26 protein-coding genes and 1 pseudogene are annotated in these 25206 nt (G+C 30.4%); 13 read left to right on the forward strand and 14 right to left on the reverse strand.

The annotated features are described in order from the left end of the window. Window positions 1–164 precede the first annotated feature (164 nt). Entirely contained in the window at window positions 165–329 is a 165-nt protein-coding gene (locus KPL55_RS20745) for a zinc-ribbon domain-containing protein (RefSeq protein WP_216308698.1), read from the reverse strand. A 270-nt stretch (window positions 330–599) separates the two neighbouring features. Here KPL55_RS20745 and KPL55_RS20750 point away from each other — a divergent pair, with 270 nt between their 5' ends. The 4 genes and pseudogenes from KPL55_RS20750 (at window position 600) to KPL55_RS20770 (ending at window position 4623) form a co-directional block, all read left to right on the forward strand. Further along, a complete protein-coding gene (locus KPL55_RS20750; RefSeq protein ID WP_216308666.1) occupies window positions 600–2081 on the forward strand; it encodes a spore germination protein in 1482 nt (493 codons plus the stop codon). Between the two features lie 28 nt (window positions 2082–2109). Next, a pseudogene (locus KPL55_RS20755) lies at window positions 2110–3248 on the forward strand (Ger(x)C family spore germination protein). A gap of 17 nt (window positions 3249–3265) precedes the next feature. Further along, window positions 3266–3481, forward strand: coding sequence for a hypothetical protein (locus tag KPL55_RS20765; protein ID WP_216308669.1), 216 nt, complete (start codon window positions 3266–3268; stop codon window positions 3479–3481). Between the two features lie 44 nt (window positions 3482–3525). Then, window positions 3526–4623, forward strand: coding sequence for a GerAB/ArcD/ProY family transporter (locus tag KPL55_RS20770; protein WP_216308670.1), 1098 nt, complete (start codon window positions 3526–3528; stop codon window positions 4621–4623). A 98-nt stretch (window positions 4624–4721) separates the two neighbouring features. Here the strand turns inward: KPL55_RS20770 and KPL55_RS20775 are convergent, their stop codons facing one another. After that, complete coding sequence (locus KPL55_RS20775; protein WP_216308671.1) at window positions 4722–5834, reverse strand: FAD-dependent oxidoreductase; 1113 nt, start codon at window positions 5832–5834, stop codon at window positions 4722–4724. Window positions 5835–6041: 207 nt separating this feature from the next. Here KPL55_RS20775 and mscL point away from each other — a divergent pair, with 207 nt between their 5' ends. Further along, window positions 6042–6455 carry a large conductance mechanosensitive channel protein MscL gene (gene mscL / locus KPL55_RS20780; protein ID WP_216308672.1) on the forward strand — a complete coding sequence of 138 codons (414 nt, stop codon included), beginning with the start codon at window positions 6042–6044 and terminating at the stop codon, window positions 6453–6455. Between the two features lie 85 nt (window positions 6456–6540). Then, window positions 6541–7635: a DUF3810 domain-containing protein gene (locus KPL55_RS20785; RefSeq protein ID WP_216308673.1), complete on the forward strand. Its 1095-nt coding sequence runs from the start codon at window positions 6541–6543 to the stop codon at window positions 7633–7635. A 101-nt stretch (window positions 7636–7736) separates the two neighbouring features. Here the strand turns inward: KPL55_RS20785 and KPL55_RS20790 are convergent, their stop codons facing one another. After that, window positions 7737–8981 carry a C40 family peptidase gene (locus tag KPL55_RS20790; RefSeq protein WP_216308674.1) on the reverse strand — a complete coding sequence of 415 codons (1245 nt, stop codon included), beginning with the start codon at window positions 8979–8981 and terminating at the stop codon, window positions 7737–7739. 270 nt (window positions 8982–9251) lie between these two features. Further along, window positions 9252–10271 carry a serine/threonine-protein kinase gene (locus KPL55_RS20795; protein WP_216308675.1) on the reverse strand — a complete coding sequence of 340 codons (1020 nt, stop codon included), beginning with the start codon at window positions 10269–10271 and terminating at the stop codon, window positions 9252–9254. A gap of 407 nt (window positions 10272–10678) precedes the next feature. Between KPL55_RS20795 and KPL55_RS20800 the strand changes: the two genes are divergently transcribed. Further along, on the forward strand, window positions 10679–11122 hold the full coding sequence (locus KPL55_RS20800; RefSeq protein WP_216308699.1) for a cell wall hydrolase: 444 nt from the start codon (window positions 10679–10681) through the stop codon (window positions 11120–11122). 46 nt (window positions 11123–11168) lie between these two features. Next, on the forward strand, window positions 11169–11573 hold the full coding sequence (locus KPL55_RS20805; protein WP_216308676.1) for a hypothetical protein: 405 nt from the start codon (window positions 11169–11171) through the stop codon (window positions 11571–11573). Between the two features lie 191 nt (window positions 11574–11764). On the opposite strand, the gene KPL55_RS20810 is transcribed toward KPL55_RS20805, so the two are convergent. The 9 genes from KPL55_RS20810 to KPL55_RS20845 form a co-directional block, all read right to left on the reverse strand. Then, the gene (locus tag KPL55_RS20810; RefSeq protein ID WP_376770484.1) at window positions 11765–12460 is read right to left on the reverse strand and encodes a peptidylprolyl isomerase; all 696 of its coding nucleotides are present in this window, start codon (window positions 12458–12460) and stop codon (window positions 11765–11767) included. Between the two features lie 47 nt (window positions 12461–12507). After that, entirely contained in the window at window positions 12508–13338 is an 831-nt protein-coding gene (locus tag KPL55_RS20815) for a type I phosphomannose isomerase catalytic subunit (RefSeq protein WP_216308677.1), read from the reverse strand. An 11-nt stretch (window positions 13339–13349) separates the two neighbouring features. Beyond that, window positions 13350–13850 (reverse strand): hypothetical protein, encoded by a 501-nt coding sequence (locus KPL55_RS20820; protein WP_216308678.1) that lies wholly within the window; start codon window positions 13848–13850, stop codon window positions 13350–13352. A 221-nt stretch (window positions 13851–14071) separates the two neighbouring features. Then, window positions 14072–15478, reverse strand: a complete 1407-nt coding sequence (gene cysS / locus KPL55_RS20825) for a cysteine--tRNA ligase (RefSeq protein WP_216308679.1) — start codon at window positions 15476–15478, stop codon at window positions 14072–14074. Window positions 15479–15842: 364 nt separating this feature from the next. Beyond that, window positions 15843–15974, reverse strand: a complete 132-nt coding sequence (locus KPL55_RS26435) for a hypothetical protein (RefSeq protein ID WP_281418886.1) — start codon at window positions 15972–15974, stop codon at window positions 15843–15845. A gap of 79 nt (window positions 15975–16053) precedes the next feature. Then, the gene (locus KPL55_RS20830) at window positions 16054–16890 is read right to left on the reverse strand and encodes a phosphatase PAP2 family protein (RefSeq protein ID WP_216308680.1); all 837 of its coding nucleotides are present in this window, start codon (window positions 16888–16890) and stop codon (window positions 16054–16056) included. A 130-nt stretch (window positions 16891–17020) separates the two neighbouring features. After that, window positions 17021–17350: a hypothetical protein gene (locus KPL55_RS20835; protein WP_216308681.1), complete on the reverse strand. Its 330-nt coding sequence runs from the start codon at window positions 17348–17350 to the stop codon at window positions 17021–17023. Between the two features lie 121 nt (window positions 17351–17471). Beyond that, window positions 17472–18212 carry an elongation factor P 5-aminopentanone reductase gene (gene ymfI, locus KPL55_RS20840; RefSeq protein WP_216308682.1) on the reverse strand — a complete coding sequence of 247 codons (741 nt, stop codon included), beginning with the start codon at window positions 18210–18212 and terminating at the stop codon, window positions 17472–17474. An 82-nt stretch (window positions 18213–18294) separates the two neighbouring features. Continuing rightward, the gene (locus KPL55_RS20845) at window positions 18295–18879 is read right to left on the reverse strand and encodes an SHOCT domain-containing protein (protein WP_216308683.1); all 585 of its coding nucleotides are present in this window, start codon (window positions 18877–18879) and stop codon (window positions 18295–18297) included. Window positions 18880–19188: 309 nt separating this feature from the next. On the opposite strand from KPL55_RS20845, the gene KPL55_RS20850 reads away from it, so the two are divergent. The 4 genes from KPL55_RS20850 (at window position 19189) to KPL55_RS20865 (ending at window position 22874) form a co-directional block, all read left to right on the forward strand. Next, window positions 19189–20037 (forward strand): aldo/keto reductase, encoded by an 849-nt coding sequence (locus tag KPL55_RS20850; protein ID WP_216308684.1) that lies wholly within the window; start codon window positions 19189–19191, stop codon window positions 20035–20037. Window positions 20038–20115: 78 nt separating this feature from the next. Next, window positions 20116–21090, forward strand: coding sequence for a Gfo/Idh/MocA family protein (locus tag KPL55_RS20855; RefSeq protein WP_216308685.1), 975 nt, complete (start codon window positions 20116–20118; stop codon window positions 21088–21090). A gap of 54 nt (window positions 21091–21144) precedes the next feature. Beyond that, window positions 21145–22314: an iron-containing alcohol dehydrogenase gene (locus KPL55_RS20860; RefSeq protein ID WP_216308686.1), complete on the forward strand. Its 1170-nt coding sequence runs from the start codon at window positions 21145–21147 to the stop codon at window positions 22312–22314. Between the two features lie 68 nt (window positions 22315–22382). Continuing rightward, window positions 22383–22874, forward strand: a complete 492-nt coding sequence (locus tag KPL55_RS20865; protein ID WP_216308687.1) for a DUF6106 family protein — start codon at window positions 22383–22385, stop codon at window positions 22872–22874. Window positions 22875–22885: 11 nt separating this feature from the next. Here the strand turns inward: KPL55_RS20865 and KPL55_RS20870 are convergent, their stop codons facing one another. Continuing rightward, the gene (locus tag KPL55_RS20870) at window positions 22886–23716 is read right to left on the reverse strand and encodes an AraC family transcriptional regulator (protein WP_312887353.1); all 831 of its coding nucleotides are present in this window, start codon (window positions 23714–23716) and stop codon (window positions 22886–22888) included. Between the two features lie 168 nt (window positions 23717–23884). On the opposite strand from KPL55_RS20870, the gene KPL55_RS20875 reads away from it, so the two are divergent. Further along, entirely contained in the window at window positions 23885–25192 is a 1308-nt protein-coding gene (locus KPL55_RS20875) for an alpha-glucosidase/alpha-galactosidase (protein WP_216308688.1), read from the forward strand. Window positions 25193–25206 lie beyond the last annotated feature (14 nt).

The following is a 25206-nucleotide window of genomic DNA, read 5'->3' on the forward strand; positions in this document are numbered from 1 at the left end:
TCCTTCAGATTCCACGTCACCATGGACACCCTTGTCTTAAGCTATGCACTTGGCACTATTAACCCGTGCTAGGGACTTTCACCCATTAGATTGCGCCCATGCTGGGCGCACTAAAAAAATAAACCCTATAGGATTAATCCTATAGGGTTTATAATGCTTTTTAATTATCCTCTGAATCCTCTGTCGTTCTGTTGTTTTCTTGCTCTTCTGCAATCAACACATCTTTGAGGTTCGTTGTCGAATCCTTTTTCTTTGTAGAATTCTTGTTCGCCTTCAGTGAACACGAAATCTTTACCACAGTCTTTACAAACTAAAGTTTTATCTGCCATTTTAAACATTCCTCCTTTTTCAAATACTAAGATCTAAGAATCGATTAACAATTATATTCTAAAAAGAGGATATGTTGTTATCTAGTTTAGTCTCTATTATAACTACTAAATCAGCAGTCAATATACATTTATACTACCATATTAATCGGTAAAAAACAATATAATATTTCAACTATGTTAGATGCTATAAGACATGTGATTAAAATATCAATAATTTGGATAAAATATCTACATAAGGCTAATTAATATAATACAGAGGATGTTTAATTTATGAATACAAATAACTTTTCAAATATAAAACTAACTAAATCATTAGATGAAAATATAAAAATGATAAAAAATATTTTTAATAATGATACAACAGTCGTATATAGAGAACTATTACTTGGAAAACCTACTAGCACTAAGTGTACGATTATCTATATTGACGGAATGGTAAATAAGCATACACTTAATGAGAATGTTATTAAGCCAATTTTATTATGCGATATATCTAATATTAATAATAATGAACTTATGAATATTTTAATGAAAAAGGTACTTTTAACCGGAGACAACAAACAAACGTCTCTTGTTGATGATATTATCAATGGAATTATATACGGAAAAACCATGCTTATTATAGATGGTTTTATTGAAGTACTTTCTATTAATACTATAGGCTGGGAGACAAGAGCAATTTCAGAACCTCAATCAGAAACTATAGTTAGGGGACCTCGAGAAGGCTTCACAGAATCAATGAATTTAAACCTCACACTTCTTAGGCGGCGAATTATTAACCCAAAATTAAAATTTGAATTCATGAGAATTGGAAAACAAACTAAAACTCAAATATGTGTGTGTTATATTGATGGGATAGCAGAAGAAACTATTCATGAAGAGCTAATTAAACGCCTTAATAAAATTGATATTGATGGCATTCTAGATTCTGGTTATATAGAAGAACTTATTAAAGATGCCCAATATTCACCCTTTAGGACTATTATTAATACAGAAAGGCCCGATGTGGTAGCGGGTAAACTTCTTGAAGGAAGGTTTGCTGTTATCTGCGATGGAAGTCCTGTAGTTTTGACTCTTCCCACTATCTTTATTGAGGTATTTCAGAGTAACGAAGATTATTATGACAATTTTATATTTTCATCATTTGTCAGATTACTACGATGGTTATGCTTTTTTATTGGGACTAGTGTTTCAGCCATATATGTGGCACTTGTCTCCTTCCATCAAGAACTTATTCCAACTTCACTGCTTATAAGTATCTATTCTGCGAGAAAAGGGGTGCCCTTCCCTTCAATTGTAGAAACTATGATTATGATGATAACCTTTGAGATACTTAAAGAAGCAGGACTTAGAATGCCTAAATATATCGGTGGGGCAATTACTATCGTAGGCACGTTAGTTCTTGGTGATGCTGCTGTTAACGCACGACTTGTGAGTGCTCCTGTAGTAATAATTACTGCTATAACTGGAATTGCAAGTCTTATGTTACCTCAAGTTTTGGGAATAGTCGAGATACGTATAATTTTCTTGTTATTATCCTCCTTTATTGGTTTATATGGTTACATTTTTGGTGTAATGGGTATAGTACTCCATATGATGTCTATACGTTCCTTTGGTATACCTTATATGAGTAACGTCCCTTCTTTCTCAACTGAAGATGTAAAAGATACGATAATTAGAGCTCCATGGTGGAATATGTATTTAAGACCTAAACTATACACAAAAAATAAAAGACGTATGAAAAAAAGATGAAAGAGGGATTCATATGAAAATAAAAATAATGAGCATAATTTTTATTATATTTTTGTGTCCTATTATATTATGCGGCTGTTGGAATTACAGAGAAATAGATACATTGGCAATAGTAGCAGGTGTAGCAATAGATAAAGATGTGTTAAGTAATAAATATATAATCACAACAGAAATTATAACTACGCAAGCCCAAGGTGTCTCCTCAATAATTAGTTCGCAGCTTTTTAGCTCAGAAGGTGACACAGTATTTAGTGCAGTGAGGTATATTATAGAAAAGACTGGTTTAAGGCTTTTTTGGAGTGATGCTAAGGTTGTAATAATAAGTGAGTCCTTAGCACGAGAAGGTATAATTTCTGCAGTTGATTGGACTAATAGATCCAACTTTGTTAGACCAGATATATGGCTATTAATATCAAAGGGGAATAGTGCTGCAGAAATTTTAAAAAATAAAGTTAAACTTAATGAAGTAACATCCTTTCATCTTGATGAAACAATGAATTCATGGAAATTACTTTCTAAATTTAACAATTCAATGATATGGTCATTTGTAGATGGATTATCATCCACCGGAAAGTCTGAAGCTGTAGCTACCGTTAAAAACAAGCTTAATAATGGCACTATTTCGCCCCTTGTAGAAGGATCGGCTATTTTCAATTCCGATAAGCTCGTAGGATACTTAAATGGAAACGAAACACTTTATATGCTTATGATTAAAAATAAAATAAAACAAGGATTAATTTCGCTAATAAATGTCTCAGGTTCAGGCAACAATGTTACCTTAGAAATAAATGATTCTAGAACTAAATTAACCCCCCTTTTTAACGATAAATCAGTATCCATGATAGTAGATGTATACCCAATTGTAAGTATTCATGAAATCCAAGGTACTAAAGATTTTATGAAAGACGAAAACTTGAAGATACTTCAGAGTGAAACCGAAAAAAAATCACCTCTGAGATGCAGACTCTAATTAGTAAATTGCAAAAAGTTTATGACAGCGATGTTTTAGGTTTTGGAGAAATTTTCAACGAAGAGGAACCTAAAGCAAATGAAAGTTATATGAAAAATAAAAAACATATTTTCACTGAGATTAAAACTAAAATTAACGTACATGTCCAAATAAAAGCTAGTAATAAAACAATGAAACCTATCATTATAGGCAAATAACAAAGGAGAATTTATTAATGTTTTTTCTTGTAATAATTTCATATATCATAATTATGTTATTTGAGGGTAATGTACTTTTAAAAGATAAAAAACTTGGTAAAATAACGTTTTATTTTACTCTAATTACTTTTTCAATGATAATTAGCATTTTGCTATCTTTAGGGGTACATCTACCAAGTCCATCAACTCCAATAAAGAACATTGTTGTTTCAATATTTGGAGAAACTAATTAATTTTTTACTATTTAACAATTTAGCACATGGTGTAGGAGGCTTACATGAGAAATGAAATTATCTCTGAGAGACAAGGCATTGTACTTATAATACTTTTCATAATTGGGAGCACTTTTTTAATAGGATCTGGGGGTGAGGCAAAACAAGATGCTTGGATTTCAGTAATTATTGCAATCTCATGCTCTATTATATTATTACTTATGTTTTCTAGAATTTTATCTTTATACCCTGGAAAAGATCTATTTGATATAATCCAAATTGTTATGGGAAAATCTTTTGGTAAAATTATAAGTCTATTAATGATATGGTTTTCGTTTCATCTTGGAACCTTAGTTATTAGAAACCTATCAGAATTCACTAATATCTTAGTATTCGCAGATACACCAGTGATACTACCTATGTTATTTTTAACTTTTCTAATTATATGGTGTATAAAAGCGGGTATTGAAGTTTTGGGAAGGTGGTCAGAGTTTTTCATTTGGATTGTGTTCTTAATATCTGTATCTGTAACTATTTTTTTAATACCAGTCTCAGATATAACTAGATTAAAACCCATACTAAACAATGGCCTACATCCCCTTATAAGAGGTGCTTTTTCAAGTTTTTGTTTTCCATTTGGTGAGACCGTAATTTTCACTATGGTATTTTCAAATATATCTAAAATCAAAAATTATAAGAAAACATTTATATTAGGATTATTAATGGGTGGAGGGATTATATTTTTGGCTACATTTAGAAATATTTTAGTATTAGGACCTGAAACCCTATCTAGAATATATTTTCCTACTTCAATGGTAGTAAGCCTTATTCACATAGGTCCCACGATTCAAAGACTTGAAGTTTTAGTAGTTGTTGCATTTCTAATTTGTGTTTTTGTTAAAGTATCAATATGTACTTTTGCAGTTTGCAACGGTATTTCGAAAATTTTTGAATTTGATGATTATAAATTTATTGCAACACCTGTAGCTCTTTTGATGTTAAGCTTCTCCTTTATTATTTATAGAAGCACAATGGAAATGTCATTTTGGGCTTTTAATATATACCCGTATTATTCTTTTGTTTTTGAAGTTATAATACCTTTATCTATTTTTATTATGGCGGAACTTAAGAATAGAAAATCAAAAATCTACGAGGAGATGTAGATACAAAAAAGGAATATATTATAGATAGTATATTCCTTTTTTAATTTCAAAGTGATAGTTTTTAAGATTTTTTAACTTAAATTCAAATAAAATTATTTTTAACTATTAGTACCCTTATAATTATTCCATAATCTCATAAATGGTGTTCCTAATTGAAGTATATCAATACTGCTATTACTACATACATTATCAATTAATTTATTTATGATTTTATTATCTAAACTTTTTACTTGAAAATCTATTTGATCATCTGTTAAATTTTCTAAAAATCTTCTAAACTGGAGAGAATGATTGTAATTTTCAAATAGAGGTTTAGCAAGCTCATCATAAGTTCCTAATCCACAAATATCATATGCCGAATATATCCCTGTTAAAATTGATGTATATTGTCCAAAACCAAAAGCTGGAGAAACAGTTCCAAAACAATTACCAATGAAATATGTATTATCAATTTTAGGTTTATCACATATTCCCATCATGTATCTTGTAATTTCAAACTCATCAATTACCTTTAAATTTTGATCTAAATTCTTACATACTAAACTATACAATTTTCGCCACAAATCATTTATATCTAATTTTATATTATCAGGATAATCAGGATAACCAATAACTAAATTTGCCTCTGTCTCAGAAAATGGTATTAACCAAGTTACTCCTTTAGGAAGTATTCCATAATTAAACCATACATGAGGATTACTTGTTATGAATTTCCCTTTAACAATTGCTCCTTTCATAGTGCAAGTAAGATCAGACCTATAATTGCCTAGGTGACATGCATACTCTCCCTCTCCTGTAGCTAATACTACATACTCAAAATCTTTACATAATTGTTCATATTCATAAGTTGAGTTAAAATTAATGCAAGATTTTACTTGTTTCTCTAATTGGCTTTCAAAAGAATTCTTATGCCTACCTCTTACATTTGAGTATCCTATTTTACCGCTAATAGTACCTATCTCATTTTTAGAATGTATAAATAACTTTTCAATTTTATCTATAGGATTTAAATTTATATTAAATTTCTCTGCTATGTAAGGTAATGACTCCTTATTAGGTCGATTAAGAATACTAAACATTGCCTCAGCATTAACAAATCTATCTCCCACCATATTCCTTTTTTCAAAAATGGTTGGCGTTATTCCATTCTTTTCTAATGTTATAGCACAAGTAAGACCTGATATTCCGGCTCCCATAATTGCAACTTCCATTCTAAACACCTCCTATACGAAATAGTATACAACTTGATAGCATTTTTATACTTTATATTATATTTAATTGATAATTTACTGGGTACTTTACTGATTACGTATAATAGCATTAACTTATTCTTTATAGGCAAACTATGTTATAATATAAATACTTTTAAAAATGCAACTGTAAATTACTAAAACATATTTTGAAAGGATGTGTACTTTATGTTTAAAGACTTTAAAGCGTTTGCTCTTAAAGGAAGTATTTTTGATTTAGCAATAGCTGTTGTTATAGGTGCAGCCTTTTCTAAAATAACAACATCTTTAGTAAAGGACATTCTAACACCAATAATTGGTATATTGGTAGGTGGAGTTGATGTATCGAATTTAAGCTTTAATATACCTTCATACATATCTAGCGGAGCAACTATATCAATTAAATATGGTCTATTTATTCAAGCCATAATCGACTTTTTAATTATTGCATTTTCTCTCTTTATATTTATAAAAGCTATACAATCTGTTAAAAAGAAAGAAGTTGAAAAAGTTATTGTACTCGAAGATTCAATTAACGCTAAAATCTCAAATGAAGAAAAATTGTTAATTGAAATTAGAGACTTGCTACGAGAAACTAAATAATATAAAAACTCCAAGTATTCTACTTGGAGTTTTTACAGATTAAAATAGGATTTTATATAGAATATAAATAAAGAAGGTGTTTGTTTTGAAGAAATTCTTATCTAATAAGCAATTGCTATTAATTTTACTAATACCTTTAGGTATTACACTTACACAACTCTCTAAAAATTTTTCATCATTTACAGAAAATTTTTATTCCTCTTTTATTTATAAAATAATTGCTACTATTCTAAGTGCGTTCACCGGTTTCTTACCTTTCTCTCTTGCAGAACTTATTGTAGTGTTTTTTGTATTACTAATATTATTATATATTTTAAAAACGCTTTTCGAATTGTACAAATGCAAAAATAAAAGATTAAAAACCATAAAAAACTTTATCTTGAATATACTCGCTACATCAGGATTAATATATTTTTCATTTCAGCTACTATGGGGATTTAATTATCAGAGACTTACACTAGATAAAATACTTGATTTGAATGTACGCGAGTCTTCAACCACTGAGCTTGTTTCGCTTTGCAAAAGCCTTGTAAATACCTCAAACATCAAAAGAAAAAATATAAATCAAAATAAGTATGGGATAATGGAGCTACCCTATAATAAGAAATATCTACTAAAGACTGCTCACTTAGGATATGATAAAGCTGCGCTGCAATTCAGCAAATTAAATGGCAACTACGGAAATCCTAAAGCTATATTACTATCCACTCCGATGTGCTATACAGGAATTACAGGTTTTTATTTTCCATATACTAACGAAGCAAACATCAATATGTCAGAACCAGACTCATTCCTTCCATTTACAATTACACATGAAATGGCACATCAAATTGGGTTTGCCAAGGAGGATGAAGCTAATTATCTTGCATATGTAGCATGCATAAATCATCCAGATGTTAACTATCAATATTCCGGAACACTTTCTGCATTATCTTATTCGTTGAGCGCATTACGTAAAAGTAATATACAAAAGTACAAAGATTTGATTTTAACTTGTAGCACCGGCGTAATTAATGACTTGAACTATAATAAAGCCTTTTGGCAAAAATACTCAGGTCCTGTGGACAAAATCGAAAATAAAATTAATGATACCTATCTTAAATCTCAAAATCAAAAATCTGGGACAAAAAGCTATGGTGAAATGGTAGACTTACTTCTTGCTAATTACAGAAAAAAATAATTCCTTAAATACTGTGTTTAAATCAAACACAGTATTTAAGGAATTATTATGCAAATCACCGTTACAATACAATTACTATATAACTTACAATAATTACTTTATTATCTAAATCTTCTAGCTGACATATAATCACTTCTTGTTAATTGTGATATTTTAACTACATCCCCTGTTTTTGGGGCATGTATGTATGCATTATTCCCTACATAAATACCAACGTGATGTGGAGTTCCTGTCCCAAAGAAAACTAAGTCCCCTGGTTGCAAATTCTGTCTTGATACATATTGTCCCTGAGTTATTTGTACATAAGTGGTCCTGCCCATACTTACACCAAAATGTGCAAACACGTATTTTGTAAAACCTGAACAATCAAATGTATTAGGTCCATTTGCAGCCCACTGATACGGTGTTCCCAGGAATGTTTTGGCATACGCTATTAATTCATTTGAACTAGCTGATGAAGAAGCTTTTGGTTGGCTTACTTGTGGTTCTGATTTAGCCGGTGCTTCACTTTTCACATTATTACTTAAATTACCTCTTGATGCAGTAACTTGTTGAGTTCTATTAGTAGCTATAGCCAAATCATTTTTGCTATTTTGTTCTGCCGCCACTTTTTCTTGTTCTGCTTCTTTTTTATCTTGTTCTGCTTCATTATTTATCTCATTTGTAGTACTTCCTAATAATGCTTGAGTTTGTGCTATTTCATTTTTATGCAATTCTTGTTGTTTATTAGCTTCTACAATTAGAATATGTTGTTCATTTTTCTTAGCACTAAGCTTGTCCAGCTTACTTTCATTATCAGTTTTTAATGCCAAAACTTTAGTTTTACTATCATTTAGTAATTTTTTTCTATCCTCAATATCTTTTTTCTTTTCATTTAATTCCTTAATAATTTTGTTATCGTATTCTACAATACTTTTAACATTTTCTACTCTAGATATAAGGTCTTCTACTCCTTTTGAATTGAGTAATATTTCTACATAGCTGTCTGCACCGTTCATATACATTGCTCTCATTCTTTCATTAAATAAGGATTCCTCACCCTTTATTTTGTTCTGAGCAACCACTATGTCTTTGGTAGTTTGATCTATCTTTTTTTGAGTACTAATTATCTCTTTTTTTGCATTATCAATACTATAGTACATATTTTCAATATCAGAATCTAACATTTCAATAGATATCGACAATTTTTCAGAATTCTTCTGTATAATATTATATGAAGCTTGTTGCTGGTGAAGTTGTTTCTTTTGATTATCCAGCTTTTGCGTAAGTGTTTCTGCAAAAATTGGTCTACTTACCGACATAACTAATCCAATAGCTATAAGTAAAGGTAATATTCTTTTTCTCATTGTCCTTCCCCCCACATCAAATATTGTAAAATCATCATGAATTACCATAATATTATTTACTACAATATTATATCACTATATTAGGACAAATCCTAACAAATAAATTTTCCAATTATGTCCATTATAAAGCTTTAGTCTGAATTAACTCTTATAATAGTCCCACTTAATCTGTTTTATTAATTATTATTCAATTTTTCTATAATTACATAATTACAAAACACAAAACTCTCTCTTTATTTAAATAAAGAAAAAAACTCCCAACAGCTTTTACTATAAATAGGAAACAGCTTTGGGCCTCGCTATTTCAGTGCCATCTAAATTATGGATTGCTATGCTTTCTTTTTTATTCCAACGCAAAATATAAATACAAGCTAAAACCGCAACTATAAAACATGAAAATCCTTTAACAGTCTTTTTATATTTACTTTCACTTGAAATTACAGATTTTTCTTTTTCTATAATGACATCTTTGACCTTATTAGAATTACATATATCCACTATTTTTTCGTATTTATCTTTTTTTAACACTTCTGAAATTTGTTTTTTTAAAACACTAACAGAAACATATCTATCCTTGATGTCTATTTTAACACATTTCTGTATTATTTTTTTAAATTTGCTATTGATATAATTCTCATAATTCTCATCCAAGAGAGGTTCTATACCGGTAAATGGCGGTCTGCCTTTAATCAAAAAATATACTAACATCCCAATGCCATAAATATCAGTTTGTACACATGATTTTCCTGAACCATATTGCTCCGGAGCCGCATAGCCATTAGAACATGCACATACTGTATCTTTCACCGAATCACTTTTATAAATTTTAGAAATACCAAAATCAATCAAAACAATCTTACCACTAGTAGTTATCATTATATTAGATGGTTTAATGTCTCTATATATGATAGCAGGATTTTGATTATGCAAATAACCTACTATATCACATAAATCTGATGTAATCCTACAAATTTTTTCTGTTTTCATTCTACCGTTTGTTTCAACATACTCTTTTAGTGTTTGCCCATCTACATAGTCTTGGACCATGTACACATTATTACTAACATAAAATACATCTACTATTCTACGAATACCCGGGTGACTTAAGCCTTTTAGAATATTCGCTTCTGCTAAAACATCTATATTTTTTCTTTCTTTTATAACTTCTTTTATTGCCCAAAAATTTCCAAGTATTGTGTTTTCGCATAAATAAACTGTGCCCATTCCACCCCTACCTAAAATTTTAATTACCTCATATTTTTCATTTAATATATCTCCACTTTTTAGCATAATTCACCTCTTGTATAAATGTTTCATAACGTATTTATTAAAATAAATATCTACATCTCTTTGTTTACAATTTATATTTTTATCTATCTATATCCAATTAAAGGATTAATTTCATTTATTGTCATACATTCTAAAATAACAATATATACATATATTAGATATGTAATATTAAATATACTATATATTTACGAGTAAAATATTTTTGCTGCTCTTGTTTAACTCCAAAATAATTTCTCAACAAATAAAACTGCGTATACAAGCTAATTGTAACAAACTTTCAATGGATTTACCAGTAATTTATATTAATATTATGAAGGATATTACAATTTTATTTTTATATTTTAAGTACCATTATTATTATCCTGAATATATTAATACTGTAAAGCAAATTGAGGAGATGACTAATGATGGCCTACAGTGCTAGAGAATTATTAGCTAGAATAATTAAATGCGAAGCTGGTGGGGAAGGTGAAAACGGAATGAAGGCAGTTGCCTCTGTAATTATGAATAGGGTTAACGTAGCTGCTGGTGAATATCTTAGGACCGGTGAAGGTGATTTAAGAAAGGTAATATTTCAGGTAGGGCAATTTGATTGTGTAGCTTCAGCTCTTGGTGGTCTACCCAACCCACAAACAATTTATGCCAGTCCACCAGAGCAAATACATTATGATATTGCTGACTGGGCATTAGCTGGCAATAGGTTATATACAACCGGCGAATCTCTATGGTATTTTAATCCATTCCTTCCTGGATGTCCATTTGAATTTCCTTTCAATGGTAGCGGTACTTTTCAAGTGGAAGTAACAAGGCATTGTTTTTACAATCCCACAGCAAAATATTTTACAACTTAACTAAATACTTTAAATCATTTAATATAATTTTTAAGGGAGGCTTTTTATGTTTATATCACCACCTAATAATTTCAATCAATCCTCAACCACGCCTATGCCAAAATTCGGTATGTACGATGATACAAGACAAACGCCTATGTCCGGCTCAACCACTAGTACCGCTGGAACAACTACCGGAAGCCAAGATTATGTACTCGCACCTGGATCACCCATAGTAAACAATCCGCTCTATACTCAAGGTTGGTTACAAGGTCGTATAGGTAAATATATTAAAATAGAATTTTTAATTGGTACTGGTATGTGGATTGATCGCGAAGGCATTTTACAAGAAGTAGGAATTAGTTATGTTGTCCTTAAAGAAACTGGTACAAATGATATGCTAATGTGCGATATATATTCAATTAAGTTTGTAAGAGTATTTGATAATCAAACTCTTAAATGTACGCCATAACATAAATATTCTCCTGAGATAGTTGCAATATGAGTTCCAAACGTGAAATTTTATTAAGGAATTCTAATGTTTCTTCACTTCGTATTGCAACTTACTTCAGTAGAAAATAATACATGTTAATATAGGTTATAAACAGAAGGGTATGTCTCAAAATGATTGGAAGATCATTTTGAGACATACCCACTCTTGTTCTATTTCATCTTTTCTACTTCACCATACTTTACTCCAAACGTGTCTACAGTAACTTTTTTCATCTTTTGATCCTTTATAGGTTTGTCGCTACCATCTTTTTCTACAGCTACTATTTTATCTACCGTTTCTAGTCCCTGCGTAACCTTACCAAAAGAAGCATAATCGCCATCTAAGCTAGTAGTTTTTTTCACCATTATGAAAAATTGTGAACCACCTGAATCTAAATCAGCACTTCTAGCCATGGAGATAACTCCTCTATCATGTAATAAATCATTTTTAAAACCATTATTACTAAACTCACCACTTATTTCATAACCAGGTCCGCCCGTGCCTGTTCCTTCTGGGTCGCCACCTTGTATCATAAAGTCTGTAATTACCCTATGAAAAATTAATCCATCATAAAATTTGCTCTGAACTAAAGATACAAAATTTCTAACAGTATTAGGTGCAATTTCTGGATATAATTCTATTTTTATAATAGAGGCATCTTCCATTTGAATAGTAACTATTGGATTTTTATCATTAGCTCCTTTTTCTGTTGGTTTTTTAACTACTGGAGCCGGTGTTACCTCCTGCTCTACTTTAGGAGTACTATCAGCCTTCTCTTTATCCTTTGTAGCGCATCCTCCTGCAAAAACAACGAAAATCAGTGTTAATAAAAGTATTGTTTTTTTTAAAAATTTCATCCTCTTCATTTATAAACTCTCCTTTACATCTCACTTAGCATTAATGCTCATCAATACTATATACTTGTTTTAATCAATTCCATATCACCTTCAATGGTGTACTCTATTCCTTTTGATATGTAAATTGTTTCTTCTTCCTTTAACTCTATTTGCCCATTATTTGCTTTTAATATTCCTTCACCACATATTACAGTATAACTATGAAAATCTTCATTAACCTTGTCCATATAATTATTGTGGACAATAATTTTTTCAACATTAAAATAAGGAGTCTCTAATTTACTAAAGTTATCTATTTTCCCACCTTTATTTTCACCTTCATAATCTATAACATCCAAGGACTTTTCTATATGTATTTCGCGGCCACGTCCCCAATCATGAAGTCTATATGTAATATTACTGTTTTGCTGTACTTCAATAAGCTTTACCCCAGCTTCTATAGCATGTACTGTGCCCGCTGGTATGTAAATGAAATCTCCACTTTTAATTTTAATTCGTTCTAAATAGTCTTCTAGTTTTCCTTCTTTTATAATATTTCTTAGTTTTTCTTTATTTAAGCCTTTCTTTATTCCCGATACTAAAGTAGCCCCTTCTTCTGCCTCTAATATATACCAGCATTCTGTCTTGCCATTAGCATTTTCAACTCTTTTAGCATATTCATCATTTGGATGTACTTGTACTGATAAAGTATCCTCTGCTCGTATAATTTTATTTAGTATAGGAAAATCACTACCACACCCTAATATTTCAGATAGTTTTTGACCTTCGTAAATCCCCTCTTGAACCGTACAATTTCCTTCTTCATGACACGCAAGCACCCATTTTTCCCATCCCCAAATTTTCTCACTTAAGTATGGCTTTAATTTTAAAATTAATTCTTTAGACATTACAACGCCTCCTATATCTTAATTGTTTTTTTCATCTTTAATATAATAGATTTTGCCTCTTCGCTATTACTGCTTGGCCCACAAATCGTATACTCACCATTATATTTAATATCTATTTTATCTAGTTTTATAATTATATCATTAAAGTTCTTTGACGTATTAAGAGTACCATTTACCTCATACTGCCCGGTTTTAGTATTTTTACTTTCTATAAAAGCACTATAACCAACCGTTTTAAAAATATTGTTTTTTGCCCATATTCTCTTCAAAATAACATTTTCTTTAACACCATCTACTTCTATACTGCCAGTAAATACATAATTTAATGATAATTTCTTTTTTAATTCTCCCACAAGTTTAATTTCAGTTGATTTTCCAAATTCATTATTCTGTGCATACATATATCCACTGTAGTTTCTCTCAATACTTACAGGTCTAAAATATATTACCGATATTAAAATCATACCAATAATTCCAATTACTATTGATGCCTTCAAAGATTCTTTATCCATATTCATCACCTCAAATTTAAATTGTTATATTAGTCTCACCTTTAACTATACATAACATTATAACCCAAATTATGTTATAGTGCATTAAAAAAATAAAGTAAGGCAATCAATAAGATTTCTCTTGTTTAACGACTTTGAAAGGCTAAGTAGTTATTACTTCTTTAGCCTTCCAAAGTCGTTGTTTAATTGAATTTTATTGTTCAGTTACAATTATATAGATTTTACTTAGCTTTCCAAGTGGTTCCATCTTTAGTATCAAGCAATTCGATATTCATTGCTATAAATTCATTTCTTATCTCATCTGCTCTTGCCCAATTTTTACTTTCTCTTGCCTCTGCTCTTTCAATTATAAGGCTGTTTATAAGTTCTTCATCTATATTAATATCTGCCTTTTCTATTGTCATAAGGTCTAATGAGAGTATTTTATCAAAATCTTCTATAAGTATAGATTTTTCAGTACTATTAAGTTCAGTATCCTTTAGAACATCAAAAAGTACAGTGAAAGCATTAGCAATATTTAAATCATCACTTATATATGCTGAGAATTTTTCTTTATATGTCTCAATTTTATCAGCACGAATTACATCACTTTCGTTTTTAGATTTTAAAACTATAGCAATTCTTTCTTTAAGCTTTTTGTAACCACTCCTGGCATCATTTAAACTTTCAAAACTAAAAACTAACTGTTTTCTGTACTTAGATTGAAGGCAAAAATATCTATAATCAAGTGGACTATACCCTTCTTCTTCGAGTCTTGATATTGTTAAGAAATCTCCACTAGATTTCGACATCTTACCACTGTCTAATACTAAAAATTCTCCATGCATCCAATATTTTACCCATTTATGTCCAAGGACTCCTTCTGATTGGGCTACTTCGTTAGTGTGATGAATAGCAATATGGTCTATTCCACCACAATGAATATCTAAATATTCTCCAATATATTTAATGGACATAGCAGAACACTCTAAATGCCAACCTGGAAACCCTCTTCCCCATGGTGACTCCCACTGCATAATTTGATTTGAAAACTTAGAATTAGTAAACCATAATACAAAATCAAGTGGATTTTTCTTATTAGGATCTATTTCGATTCTACTCCCGGCTTCCAGCTCATCCATACTAATATTGGCAAGCTTTGCGTAATCTTCAAATTTATCAATTTCAAAATATACATTTCCATTAGAAACATAAGTGTATCCTTTTTCTTCAAGTTTTTTTATAAGATTTATCATATCAGGAATATGGTCTGTAGCCTTGCATACAATAGTTGGCCTTTTTATATTAAGTTTATTACAATCTTCAAAAAAAGCATCTTCATAAAACTTAGCAATTTCCCATACAGTTTTATGTTCACGACTTGCACCTAATGCCATTTTATCTTGACCTTCATCTCCATCTGATTGAAGGTGCCCTACATCAGTAATATTCATAACATGTTTAACTTTATAATTTGAATATTCTAATGACTTTTTAAGTACATCCTCAAAAATATATGTCCTTAAATTTCCTATATGCGCATAATTGTACACTGTAGGACCACATGTGTACATGCCCACCTTACCTGCTTTATAAGGGACAAACTCATCCTTATTTCTAGTCATAGTATTATAAACATTAAAACTCAATATTTTCACTCCTTCTTAAAATAGTACAATATAATATAACTTTTTAAAACTGTTCATCACAATAGTCGATGCAATATAAAAAGCTACAGACATGCTGCAGCTTTAACCTTCAAAGTATAAACAACTCCAGACTTTTAATAAATAATACAATATATAATTATACCGTATTTCATTCTATAGACATATATAAATTTTAACATAATATTAGGATAATGCAATAAATTATTGTGATAATTTATTAAATGTTAGTAATTTATAACATTTTTATTTATTTTTTAATTTACCGTAAATTATAATAAAATAATTTCCTAAATAATAAAAAACAGGAGCATATAAACAAAAGTTTATATGCTCCTGTTTTTTATTATTTTCTATCAGCAGACTGTTTTTTATTTGTAGCATTTTTATTTTTTGCAGTTTCTCTTGTTATAGGAGTATCATAGTTACTTTTTACGAGTCTTGCATATTTATTATCTGGCTGACTATCTTTAGGCATATAAACATCTCCTTTATATATATCGATATTTATATGTTTTGCTAATTCTAAAAAAATATTCCTTAAGTTTAAATATAATCTAAATTATAAATCGCTTAAATATATAAGGTGCACCCACTGTAATCCACAATCCGACTATAAAATATCTAAAAAAATCTGAGTATATGCTAATTGGTAGTATTACCTTTAATACACCTTTAAGTGTTATAAGAATCCCCAGTCCCAAAACTAATTTTATTAATTGCTTTAATTTAGTACTTTTAACTTCATAGATCACATATTTCGTCTCTAACAAATATCCAATATAAAATCCTAATACTGTTCCCGCAATTGCATAATAAGTTTTTTCTCTTAAGTATATTAGTCCAATTAGCATTGGTAAAATTATAATCAATAATAAAAGTGGTTTTCTCGTTTTCTGAGCACAATCAAAAATATAATTAGATATAAACGTCCATATAATTCCAATTACTATTCCACCGATTATATCTATAGGATAATGTACCCCCAAATACAATCTAGAAAATCCAACTAGGATAATCATTGAGATTCCAACTACATAAATCCACTTTTTCTTTATTTGAATAATAAATGAAGCCCAAAACATTGTTGACCCTTGAGTATGACCACTTGGAAAAGATTGACCTGTTGCAGTTTCGAGTCTTAGAGACCTTATACCTGATATCCCTATTGGCCTAGCGGAATTTACTATAGATTTTAATGCATTGTTTACAATAGTACCAGTAAGCAGTGCAAACCCTAACTTATATCCGAATTTTTTATTTACGCACCAAAATATTGTAGAAATTACAAGAATATAAAAAGTCTCCTCTCCAGTCATTGAAATTAATTGAAAGATTACATCGCCAAATGGAGATGTAATAGATTGTATAAACCTAATAATATCTATCTGCATACTACTCTCCTTATATGTCTTATAAAACTCAAAAACAAAAACCAATCTAGAATATAGACTGGTTTTTAAATATAGTTTATAAACTTATTTTCATTTCATTAAATTAATCTAACTTACTTCACATTACGACTTATATTACTTTTTCATAATCTACATCAACTATAACACTGTCCTCATAATTAATATCAATAGAATCTGATTCACTATCGTCATTGCTAAAGATATTAGATTTCACCTGCGAATCTTGTTTTGTACTTATTTTATAAAATAATTTTTTAACACCTTTTACTAATTTTAAAGTACACCATATTAAAACTCCGAAAACCGCAATTGCAAATAGGGCTTTAATAACAAACGCAGCAGCGTAAATTACTAGTATTGAAATAACAACAAAAGTAGCAATTGATAAAGCTGATTTAAATAATTTTGAAAATATATTTTTGCCATTTGTATATTCCATGATAATATTAGCCTTCTTTCATTTTATACGATTTTTTCTATATGATACCTAATTATAACATATAAACAGAATTAAATATTAATTCTACTTTAATAAACTATTAATAAATTATTAATTCGTGCTATATCATTCCACCATCAATTGTTATCACTTGACCTGTGATATATTTTGAATTTTCACTTGCTAAAAATGTTACAAGCATACCCACATCTTGTACTTCTCCAAATTTCATCATAGGTATTTCATTTACTAATGATTCTCGCTCATCACCAGTTAGAAAACTGTTCATTTCAGTATCTATAACTCCTGGAGCAATGGCATTAACTCTAATATTAGAAGGTGCGAGTTCCTTAGCTAGAGCCTTTGTAAATGCGTTAATTGCCCCCTTAGATGCTGAGTAAATCACTTCACAAGAAGCACCTACATTTCCCCACATCGAGGAAATATTTATTATACTTCCGCTCTTTTGCTTTATCATTTCTTTCACAGCGCTATGAGAACAATTAATAGCTCCCTTAAGATTTACGTTTATCACATTGTCCCATTCCTCTGGCTGCTCATCCATAAATAATCCTACCCTAGATATCCCAGCATTATTTATCAAAATATCTATTTTACCTAATTTCTCAACAGTTGTTTTTATAAGCTCTTTTGAAAATTCATAATTACTTACATCACCTTTGATTTTTATTGCATAAGCTCCCAGTTCTTTGATTTCCTGCATCGTTTTTTCTGCAGCTTCATCATTACTTTTATAATTTATTACAATACAACATCCAACTTTTGCGAGTTCTATTGCAATACCTTTGCCAATTCCTCTAGATGATCCTGTAATTATAGCTACTTTACCTTTCAAGTTCATAAATATCATCTCTCCCTAGAATGTATCACATATAATTTATTAAAAGTTATCATAGTTTATGTAAATCCTTTATTACTTCGAATTACATCCTTGACAACAATTCTTTTTTCTTTTGATTAAATTCTTCTAAAGTTATAACTCCTTTTTCTACTAATTCAAACAGCTTACTTATTTGATCTGGTATATCCAAGGTTTTAAATTCCTCATTTTGTGATATAGGTTCCACACTGTAATAGAGTTGCTCTACCGAAGAATTCGAATTATTTTTTATGTAATGTTTTCTTGCTTTTAAAATTTCATCTGCCCCAACCTCTGCCATTTCGGACTCTATATTTTTTTCCAACTCCAAATTATTCTCTATATACTTTATTATGAGGAAAAAATGTATTTGCCTTTTAAAATTTAAACTACCCACTATTGGTATTTTATTAGCAATTACTTGTTTAGATAGTTCAACGTCGTTTTTAACCTGAATTCTTCTTATATTTTCAATTGGTATAAAAAAATATTCTGATTCTATAGGTGTGTTATATAACACGCCTGAATTGTTTATTAAAATATTAGCATTGAATGAGCATTTGATATTAGATAAAGCTATACCACCTTCATTAAATCTTCTAATAAGTATTTCTTTATTTTTATGATTTTCTTTTTTTGTTTTGCACATCTTATATAGTGATTTCATAATAATACATTCACCTCAATTATATTAACTTCAATTATATTTACTTCAATTATATTTACTTCAATTATATTATTATCATTCTATCTAACATATTTTGCAACTATTAATTTAATAATATTGAATTCAATAATATTAATATATATTTTAATATTATAACCAATATAATTTACTATAATAACTTTTTATAATATATGGATTATGTTACAATTGTAGGTGAATTATTAAGTTATAAGACTACATTATTTTTATATGATTATATTAGAAAAAAATTATATGAAGGGAGTTAATATAATGGAAAAACGTGTCTTAGGAAAAACAGGTGAATATCTATCCATTGTAGGTTTCGGCGGAATAATAGTTGCACAAGTTGATCAACGTGATGCAAATAATTATGTTGCTGAAGCTATTGATGCTGGAGTAAATTATTTTGACGTTGCACCAACATATTTTGATGCTGAGGACCATTTAGGACCAGCTCTCATTGGAAAGAGAAATGATATTTTCTTAGCTTGTAAAACAGAAAATAGAACTAAAAAAGGTTCGGAAGAACTTCTTCACAAATCCCTTAAAAAGCTAAAAACTGATCATTTTGATTTATACCAACTTCATGCCGTTACAACACTTGAAGATGTAGAACAAATTTTCAGCCCTGATGGAGCCATGGAAACTTACCTAAAAGCAAAAAAAGATGGACTAATAAATCATATTGGATTTTCAGCACATTCAGAGGAAGCTGCTATTGCATTAATGGAGAGGTACGATTTTGATTCAATGTTATTTCCTATAAACTGGGTAAATATATTTAATGCAAACTTTGCACCAAAAGCACTCCAAGTAGCTAAATCAAAAGGTATGGGTATCTTGGCATTAAAGGCTATGGCTAAAACTGATTGGGCAGAAGGTGCTATAAGAAAGTACCCAAAAGCTTGGTATGAGCCTATTTCCGATGAAAGCCTTGCAAAACTCGCATACCGTTATACACTATCTCAAGGTGTGACTGCAGCATTACCACCTGGATATATTGAGTATTTTAGATTGGCTATTGAGGCTTCTAAAGATTTTAAACCTGTAACTCCAGATGAGGAAAATCAATTGAAATTATTAGCTAAAGGAATTAAGCCCATATTTCCTCAACATTAAAAATGTTTAATATAACTAAAAAGAAAACGTTTATTAATAGAATAATTCTTATCCTATTAATAAAAAAGGAGATAAATTATGGACAATAAAATTGTAAACTGGGGAGTCCTTGGTTGCGCCCGAATTGCAAATAGCGCCGTTATCCCTGGAATTAAATCAGCATCTAACGCAAACCTTTACGCTATTGCAAGTAGAAGTAAAGAGAAGTTAGAAGAATTCAACAAAAATCATAACCCTGAAAAAACATATAAAAGTTATATAGATTTACTTAAAGACCCGAAAATTGACGCTGTATATATACCACTCCCTAATTCACTTCATTGTGAGTGGGTTATCAAAGCTGCGGAGAATAAAAAACACATTCTTTGTGAAAAACCTCTAGGTATTTCAGCTAAAGAAGTAGAAGTTATGCGAGATGCTTGCAATAAAAACGGAGTACTTCTTATGGAAGCTTTTCCCTACAGGCACAGCCCTCTTACTATTAAAGTCAAGAATCTAATAGATACTGGCGCAATTGGTAAGCTTAAATTTATTGAAGCTAATTTCAGTTTTATTCTAACTAATAAAAGCAGTATAAAAATGATTAAAAACCTAGGTGGAGGAGCTACTTATGATATAGGATGTTACAATATCAATGTTATAAGATTTATTGCAGGATCTGAGCCTTTATCAATATTTGCCTCTGGCGAGATAGGAGAAAATTCCTCTGTAGATGAATCTAGTTGCATCATGATGGAATTTAAAGATGATCTAAAAGCAGTTTCATATTGCTCTCTAAATAGCATGGACAGATGTGGATATACTATAGTCGGAACCACTGGAATTATTGACGTTCCTGTGAAATTCAATAGCAAAGGTACTGTTAAAATAACTTTGAAAACAAAAGACGATACCACTCAAATAAACGTTGATTGCCCAGATAATTACATGCTTGAGGTAGAGCAGTTTGGGAGATGCATCCTCGGTGTTGAGGAGCCTCTTGTTAGTTTAGATGATTCATATAATAATGCCAAAGTTATTGATGAATCACTTAATAAAATTTTCAACAAATAATTTAAATATTGAAAATCCACTACAACTTAAGAAAATCATTAGGAGGAATTTTATATGGATAATTTTACATTTCAAAACACAACTAAGATCATATTTGGAAAAGGTTCAGAAAATAATGTAGGACAAGAAGTTAGTAAATATAGCAAGAAAATACTTCTTCATTATGGTGGAGGTACTATAAAAAAGACAGGACTTTATGATAGGGTAGTTACTTCATTAAAAGATGCTGGTGTTGATTTTATTGAACTTGGTGGCGTTAAACCTAACCCAAGATTAAGCCTTGTACAAGAAGGAATAAAAATATGCCGAGAAAACAGTATAGGTTTTATATTGGCAATTGGCGGTGGTAGTGTTATTGATTCATCCAAAGCTATTTCCATAGGCTCATTGTACAGCGGAGATGTATGGGACTTTTACCTTGGTAAATCAGAGATAACTGCTGCCCTTCCAATTGGTACTATTTTAACAATTCCCGCAGCTGGCAGTGAATCAAGTACTGGTAGTGTAATAACTAATGAAGATGGATTTTATAAACGTGCCGTTAATTCAGAATTAATCTATCCGAAATTTTCAATATTAAATCCTGAGCTTGCCTTTACATTACCAAAATATCAGGTAGCGTGTGGTAGTGCAGATATAATGGCTCATTTAATGGAACGTTACTTTACTAATTCGGAGCACGTTGAACTCATGGACAGATTAATTGAAGCAACTCTTAAAACGGTTATAAATAATGTTACTCAAGTTTTAGATAAACCTGATAACTATGATGCTTGGGCTGAAATTATGTGGTCAGGAACTGTTGCTCACAACAATTTACTTAATACAGGAAGAGTTGGCGATTGGGGTTCCCATGATATTGAACATGAATTAAGTGGTATATATGATGTTGCTCATGGAGCAGGTCTTGCTGTTATATTCCCAGCTTGGATGAAATATGTATATAAACATGATATTAATAGATTTGCTCAATTCGCTGTAAGGGTTTTTAATGTAGAAAACTCCTTCTGGTCACCAGAAAAAACAGCCATCGAGGGTATTAAGAGACTTGAAAACTTCTTTAAATCACTAGGTCTTCCAACTAATCTAAAAGAACTTGGAATTATCGATGATAGATTGGATGAAATGGCTTCAAAAGCTACAAACTCAGATCTTTCTACAGTTGGTAATTTTATAAAACTAGGAAAAAGTGATGTATATAGCATATTAAAATTAGCTAAGTAAAATCTTAATTGTTGTGCCCCTTCTCGGGCACAAAAATAACTTATGCAAAAAACAAAGGGGATAAAAAAATGGATAATTTTTATGAACAACTAGTAACAACATCCAAATCAAGTTCTTACAAACTAGTAAATGGAGCAACATATGTACTTGCACTAATTGGAGTAGCTATCTTTAGTGCAAATATAATTATTGGAGTAGCGTTAATTGCTCTAGGGGTTGGATGTTTTTTTTACAAACAAAAATTGTTTGTAGAATTTGAGTACCAATTTACAAATGGAGAAATTGATATAGAAAAAATATTGGAAATGAAAAAGAGAAGCAAGGTAACTTCTTTTAATATAAAAGAGGTGGGACTTCTCGCACCAGAAGATAGTAATGATACACGTGATTATGTAAACAAGCCTACTTCTATAGTAAAGTGTTACCCTTCTAGCGCGAAGGAACGAGTATATGTAGCAATGGTTACAGAAGGAAACACTAGAATGCAATTAAGATTTGTACCAGATGAAAAGTTTTTAAATCATTGCTTTAAATATAATCCAAGGGCAGTAAAAAGGTAAAATAATATTTATTATAATAGAGTCTGTCTATAAGTTTTTGGTGAAACCCCTTTTATTTGTTTAAATATCTTTGAGAATCCAAGAGGATCATCATATCCAACTGAACGTGAAATCTCACTGATAGTAAAATCTTTATTACTTAATAGTTTGCAGGCTTTATTAACCCTATATTTTATTAGGTATTCCTGGGGCGGGATGCCTAATAATTCACTAAATATAGTGCTGAAATAGTTTTTATTAATACCTATATAACTCGCCAATGATTCTATAGATATAGTTTGAGAATAATTAGTTTCTATAAATTGAATTGATTTTTTTATATAATTTTCTTTGTGTCCATAACCTTTTGTTACAACAGGTCCTGATTGCTCTGTAAGCTCTGAAAGCAATATGCTTAAATATCCTTGCAAACGAAGTTCATAACCAAATTTGTAAGTGCTAGAATCTCTTATATTTTCAAAACATTTCTTTATAACATCTCCTTTACAGTTGAAAATGGGATTATCTTTATCTAATTTAATATTCTTTAAAAAGGTTTCAGCTTTTATACCTCTAAATCCAATCCATGTATAAACCCAAGGATCGCTATCACTAGCCTCATAATATGTAATTATATCAGGACATATTAGAAACCCCTGATTTTCATGTAAAGTGTATGATTTTCCTCCAACCTCAAACGTGCCACTACCACTAATTATATAGTGTAATAAGAAATGATCTCTAAGCGCAGGCCCATACGAATGACTCCGTTCGCAATTTTCCTTGCCATAATGGTATACTATTAAATCCATTCCTTCATCTAACGGATTCTTAAATCCTATAAATTCATCTTTATTAAACAAACGATTTCACTCCTTCAGCAATTCACATTGTATATCTGAGATTATACCATGTTTATCTTATATAAAACTATTCTTTTTATATGAAAATATTTTATAATAGATAGTGTTAGTATTAAATTTATATTTGTAATATATTATACTGATAATAAATTATAGAAGGTGTATATTATGCCAAAAATTACGTTTATGGGTGCTGGTAGCACAGTTTTTGCTAAAAATGTATTAGGAGATTGTATATTAACTCCATCTTTACAGGGTTCTGAAATTGCTTTATATGATATTGATATTCAGAGACTAAAAGACTCCGAGGATATGCTAAAAAATATAAATATCAATAATAATGGACATGCTAAAATAAAATCATATACAAATAGAAAAGATGCTCTTAGAGGTGCAACTTATGTAGTTAATGCAATTCAAGTTGGAGGATATGATCCATGTACAATAACTGATTTTGAAATCCCCAAAAAATATGGTCTTCGTCAAACTATAGCCGATACCTTAGGTATTGGAGGCATTTTTAGAGCCCTTAGGACAATTCCTGTAATGCTTGATTTTGCAAGAGATATGGAAGAAGTTTGCCCTAATGCTTGGTTCTTAAATTACTCTAATCCCATGGCAATGTTAACAGGTGCAATGTTGAAAGCATCTTCAATTAAAACTGTAGGACTATGTCATAGCGTTCAAGGATGTGTACCTAACCTTTTAGAATCTCTTGACATAGGCGTAAAAGCTGAGGATGCTCAGTGGAAAATTGCAGGCATTAACCATCAGGCTTGGCTTCTAGAAGTTACCAAAAACGGTAAGGACCTCTACCCAGCCATAAAGGCAAAAGCCTTAGAAAAGCAGTTGTTAGGCAAACATTCTGATATGGTTAGATATGAAATGATGCTAAACTTCGGATATTACATTACTGAATCCAGCGAACATGCCTCTGAGTACCTCCCATATTTCATTAAAAGCAAATACCCTGAACTAATTGAAGCGTTTAATATACCATTGGATGAATATCCTAGAAGATGTATAGAACAGATTGAAAAGTGGAAAAAGATGAGAATCGACATGGTGGAAAACAAAACACTACAGCACACAAGGACCCATGAGTATGCTTCTTATATAATGGAAGCTATGGAAACTGGCAACCCATATAAAATCGGTGGTAATGTTCTAAATACAGGCCTTATAACAAATTTGCCCAGCGAAGCAATTGTTGAAGTTCCTTGCCTAGTTGACAGAAGTGGTATTATCCCTACTTATGTTGGCAACCTTCCACAGCAACTTGCAGCATTAAATAGAACAAATATAAATCCTCAACTTTTGACTATAGATGCTGCGCTTAGCGGTAAACGAGAATTGATTTATATGGCCGCAATGTTAGATCCTCATACATCCGCTGAGCTTTCAATAGATAAAATTAAATCTATGTGTGATGATCTTATCGAAGCTCATGGAGATTGGTTACCAAAATATAAATAGGAGGGATGATCCTT

Origin of the sequence: Clostridium lacusfryxellense (assembly GCF_018861735.1) — a bacterium.
Classification (GTDB): domain Bacteria; phylum Bacillota; class Clostridia; order Clostridiales; family Clostridiaceae; genus Clostridium_AD; species Clostridium_AD lacusfryxellense.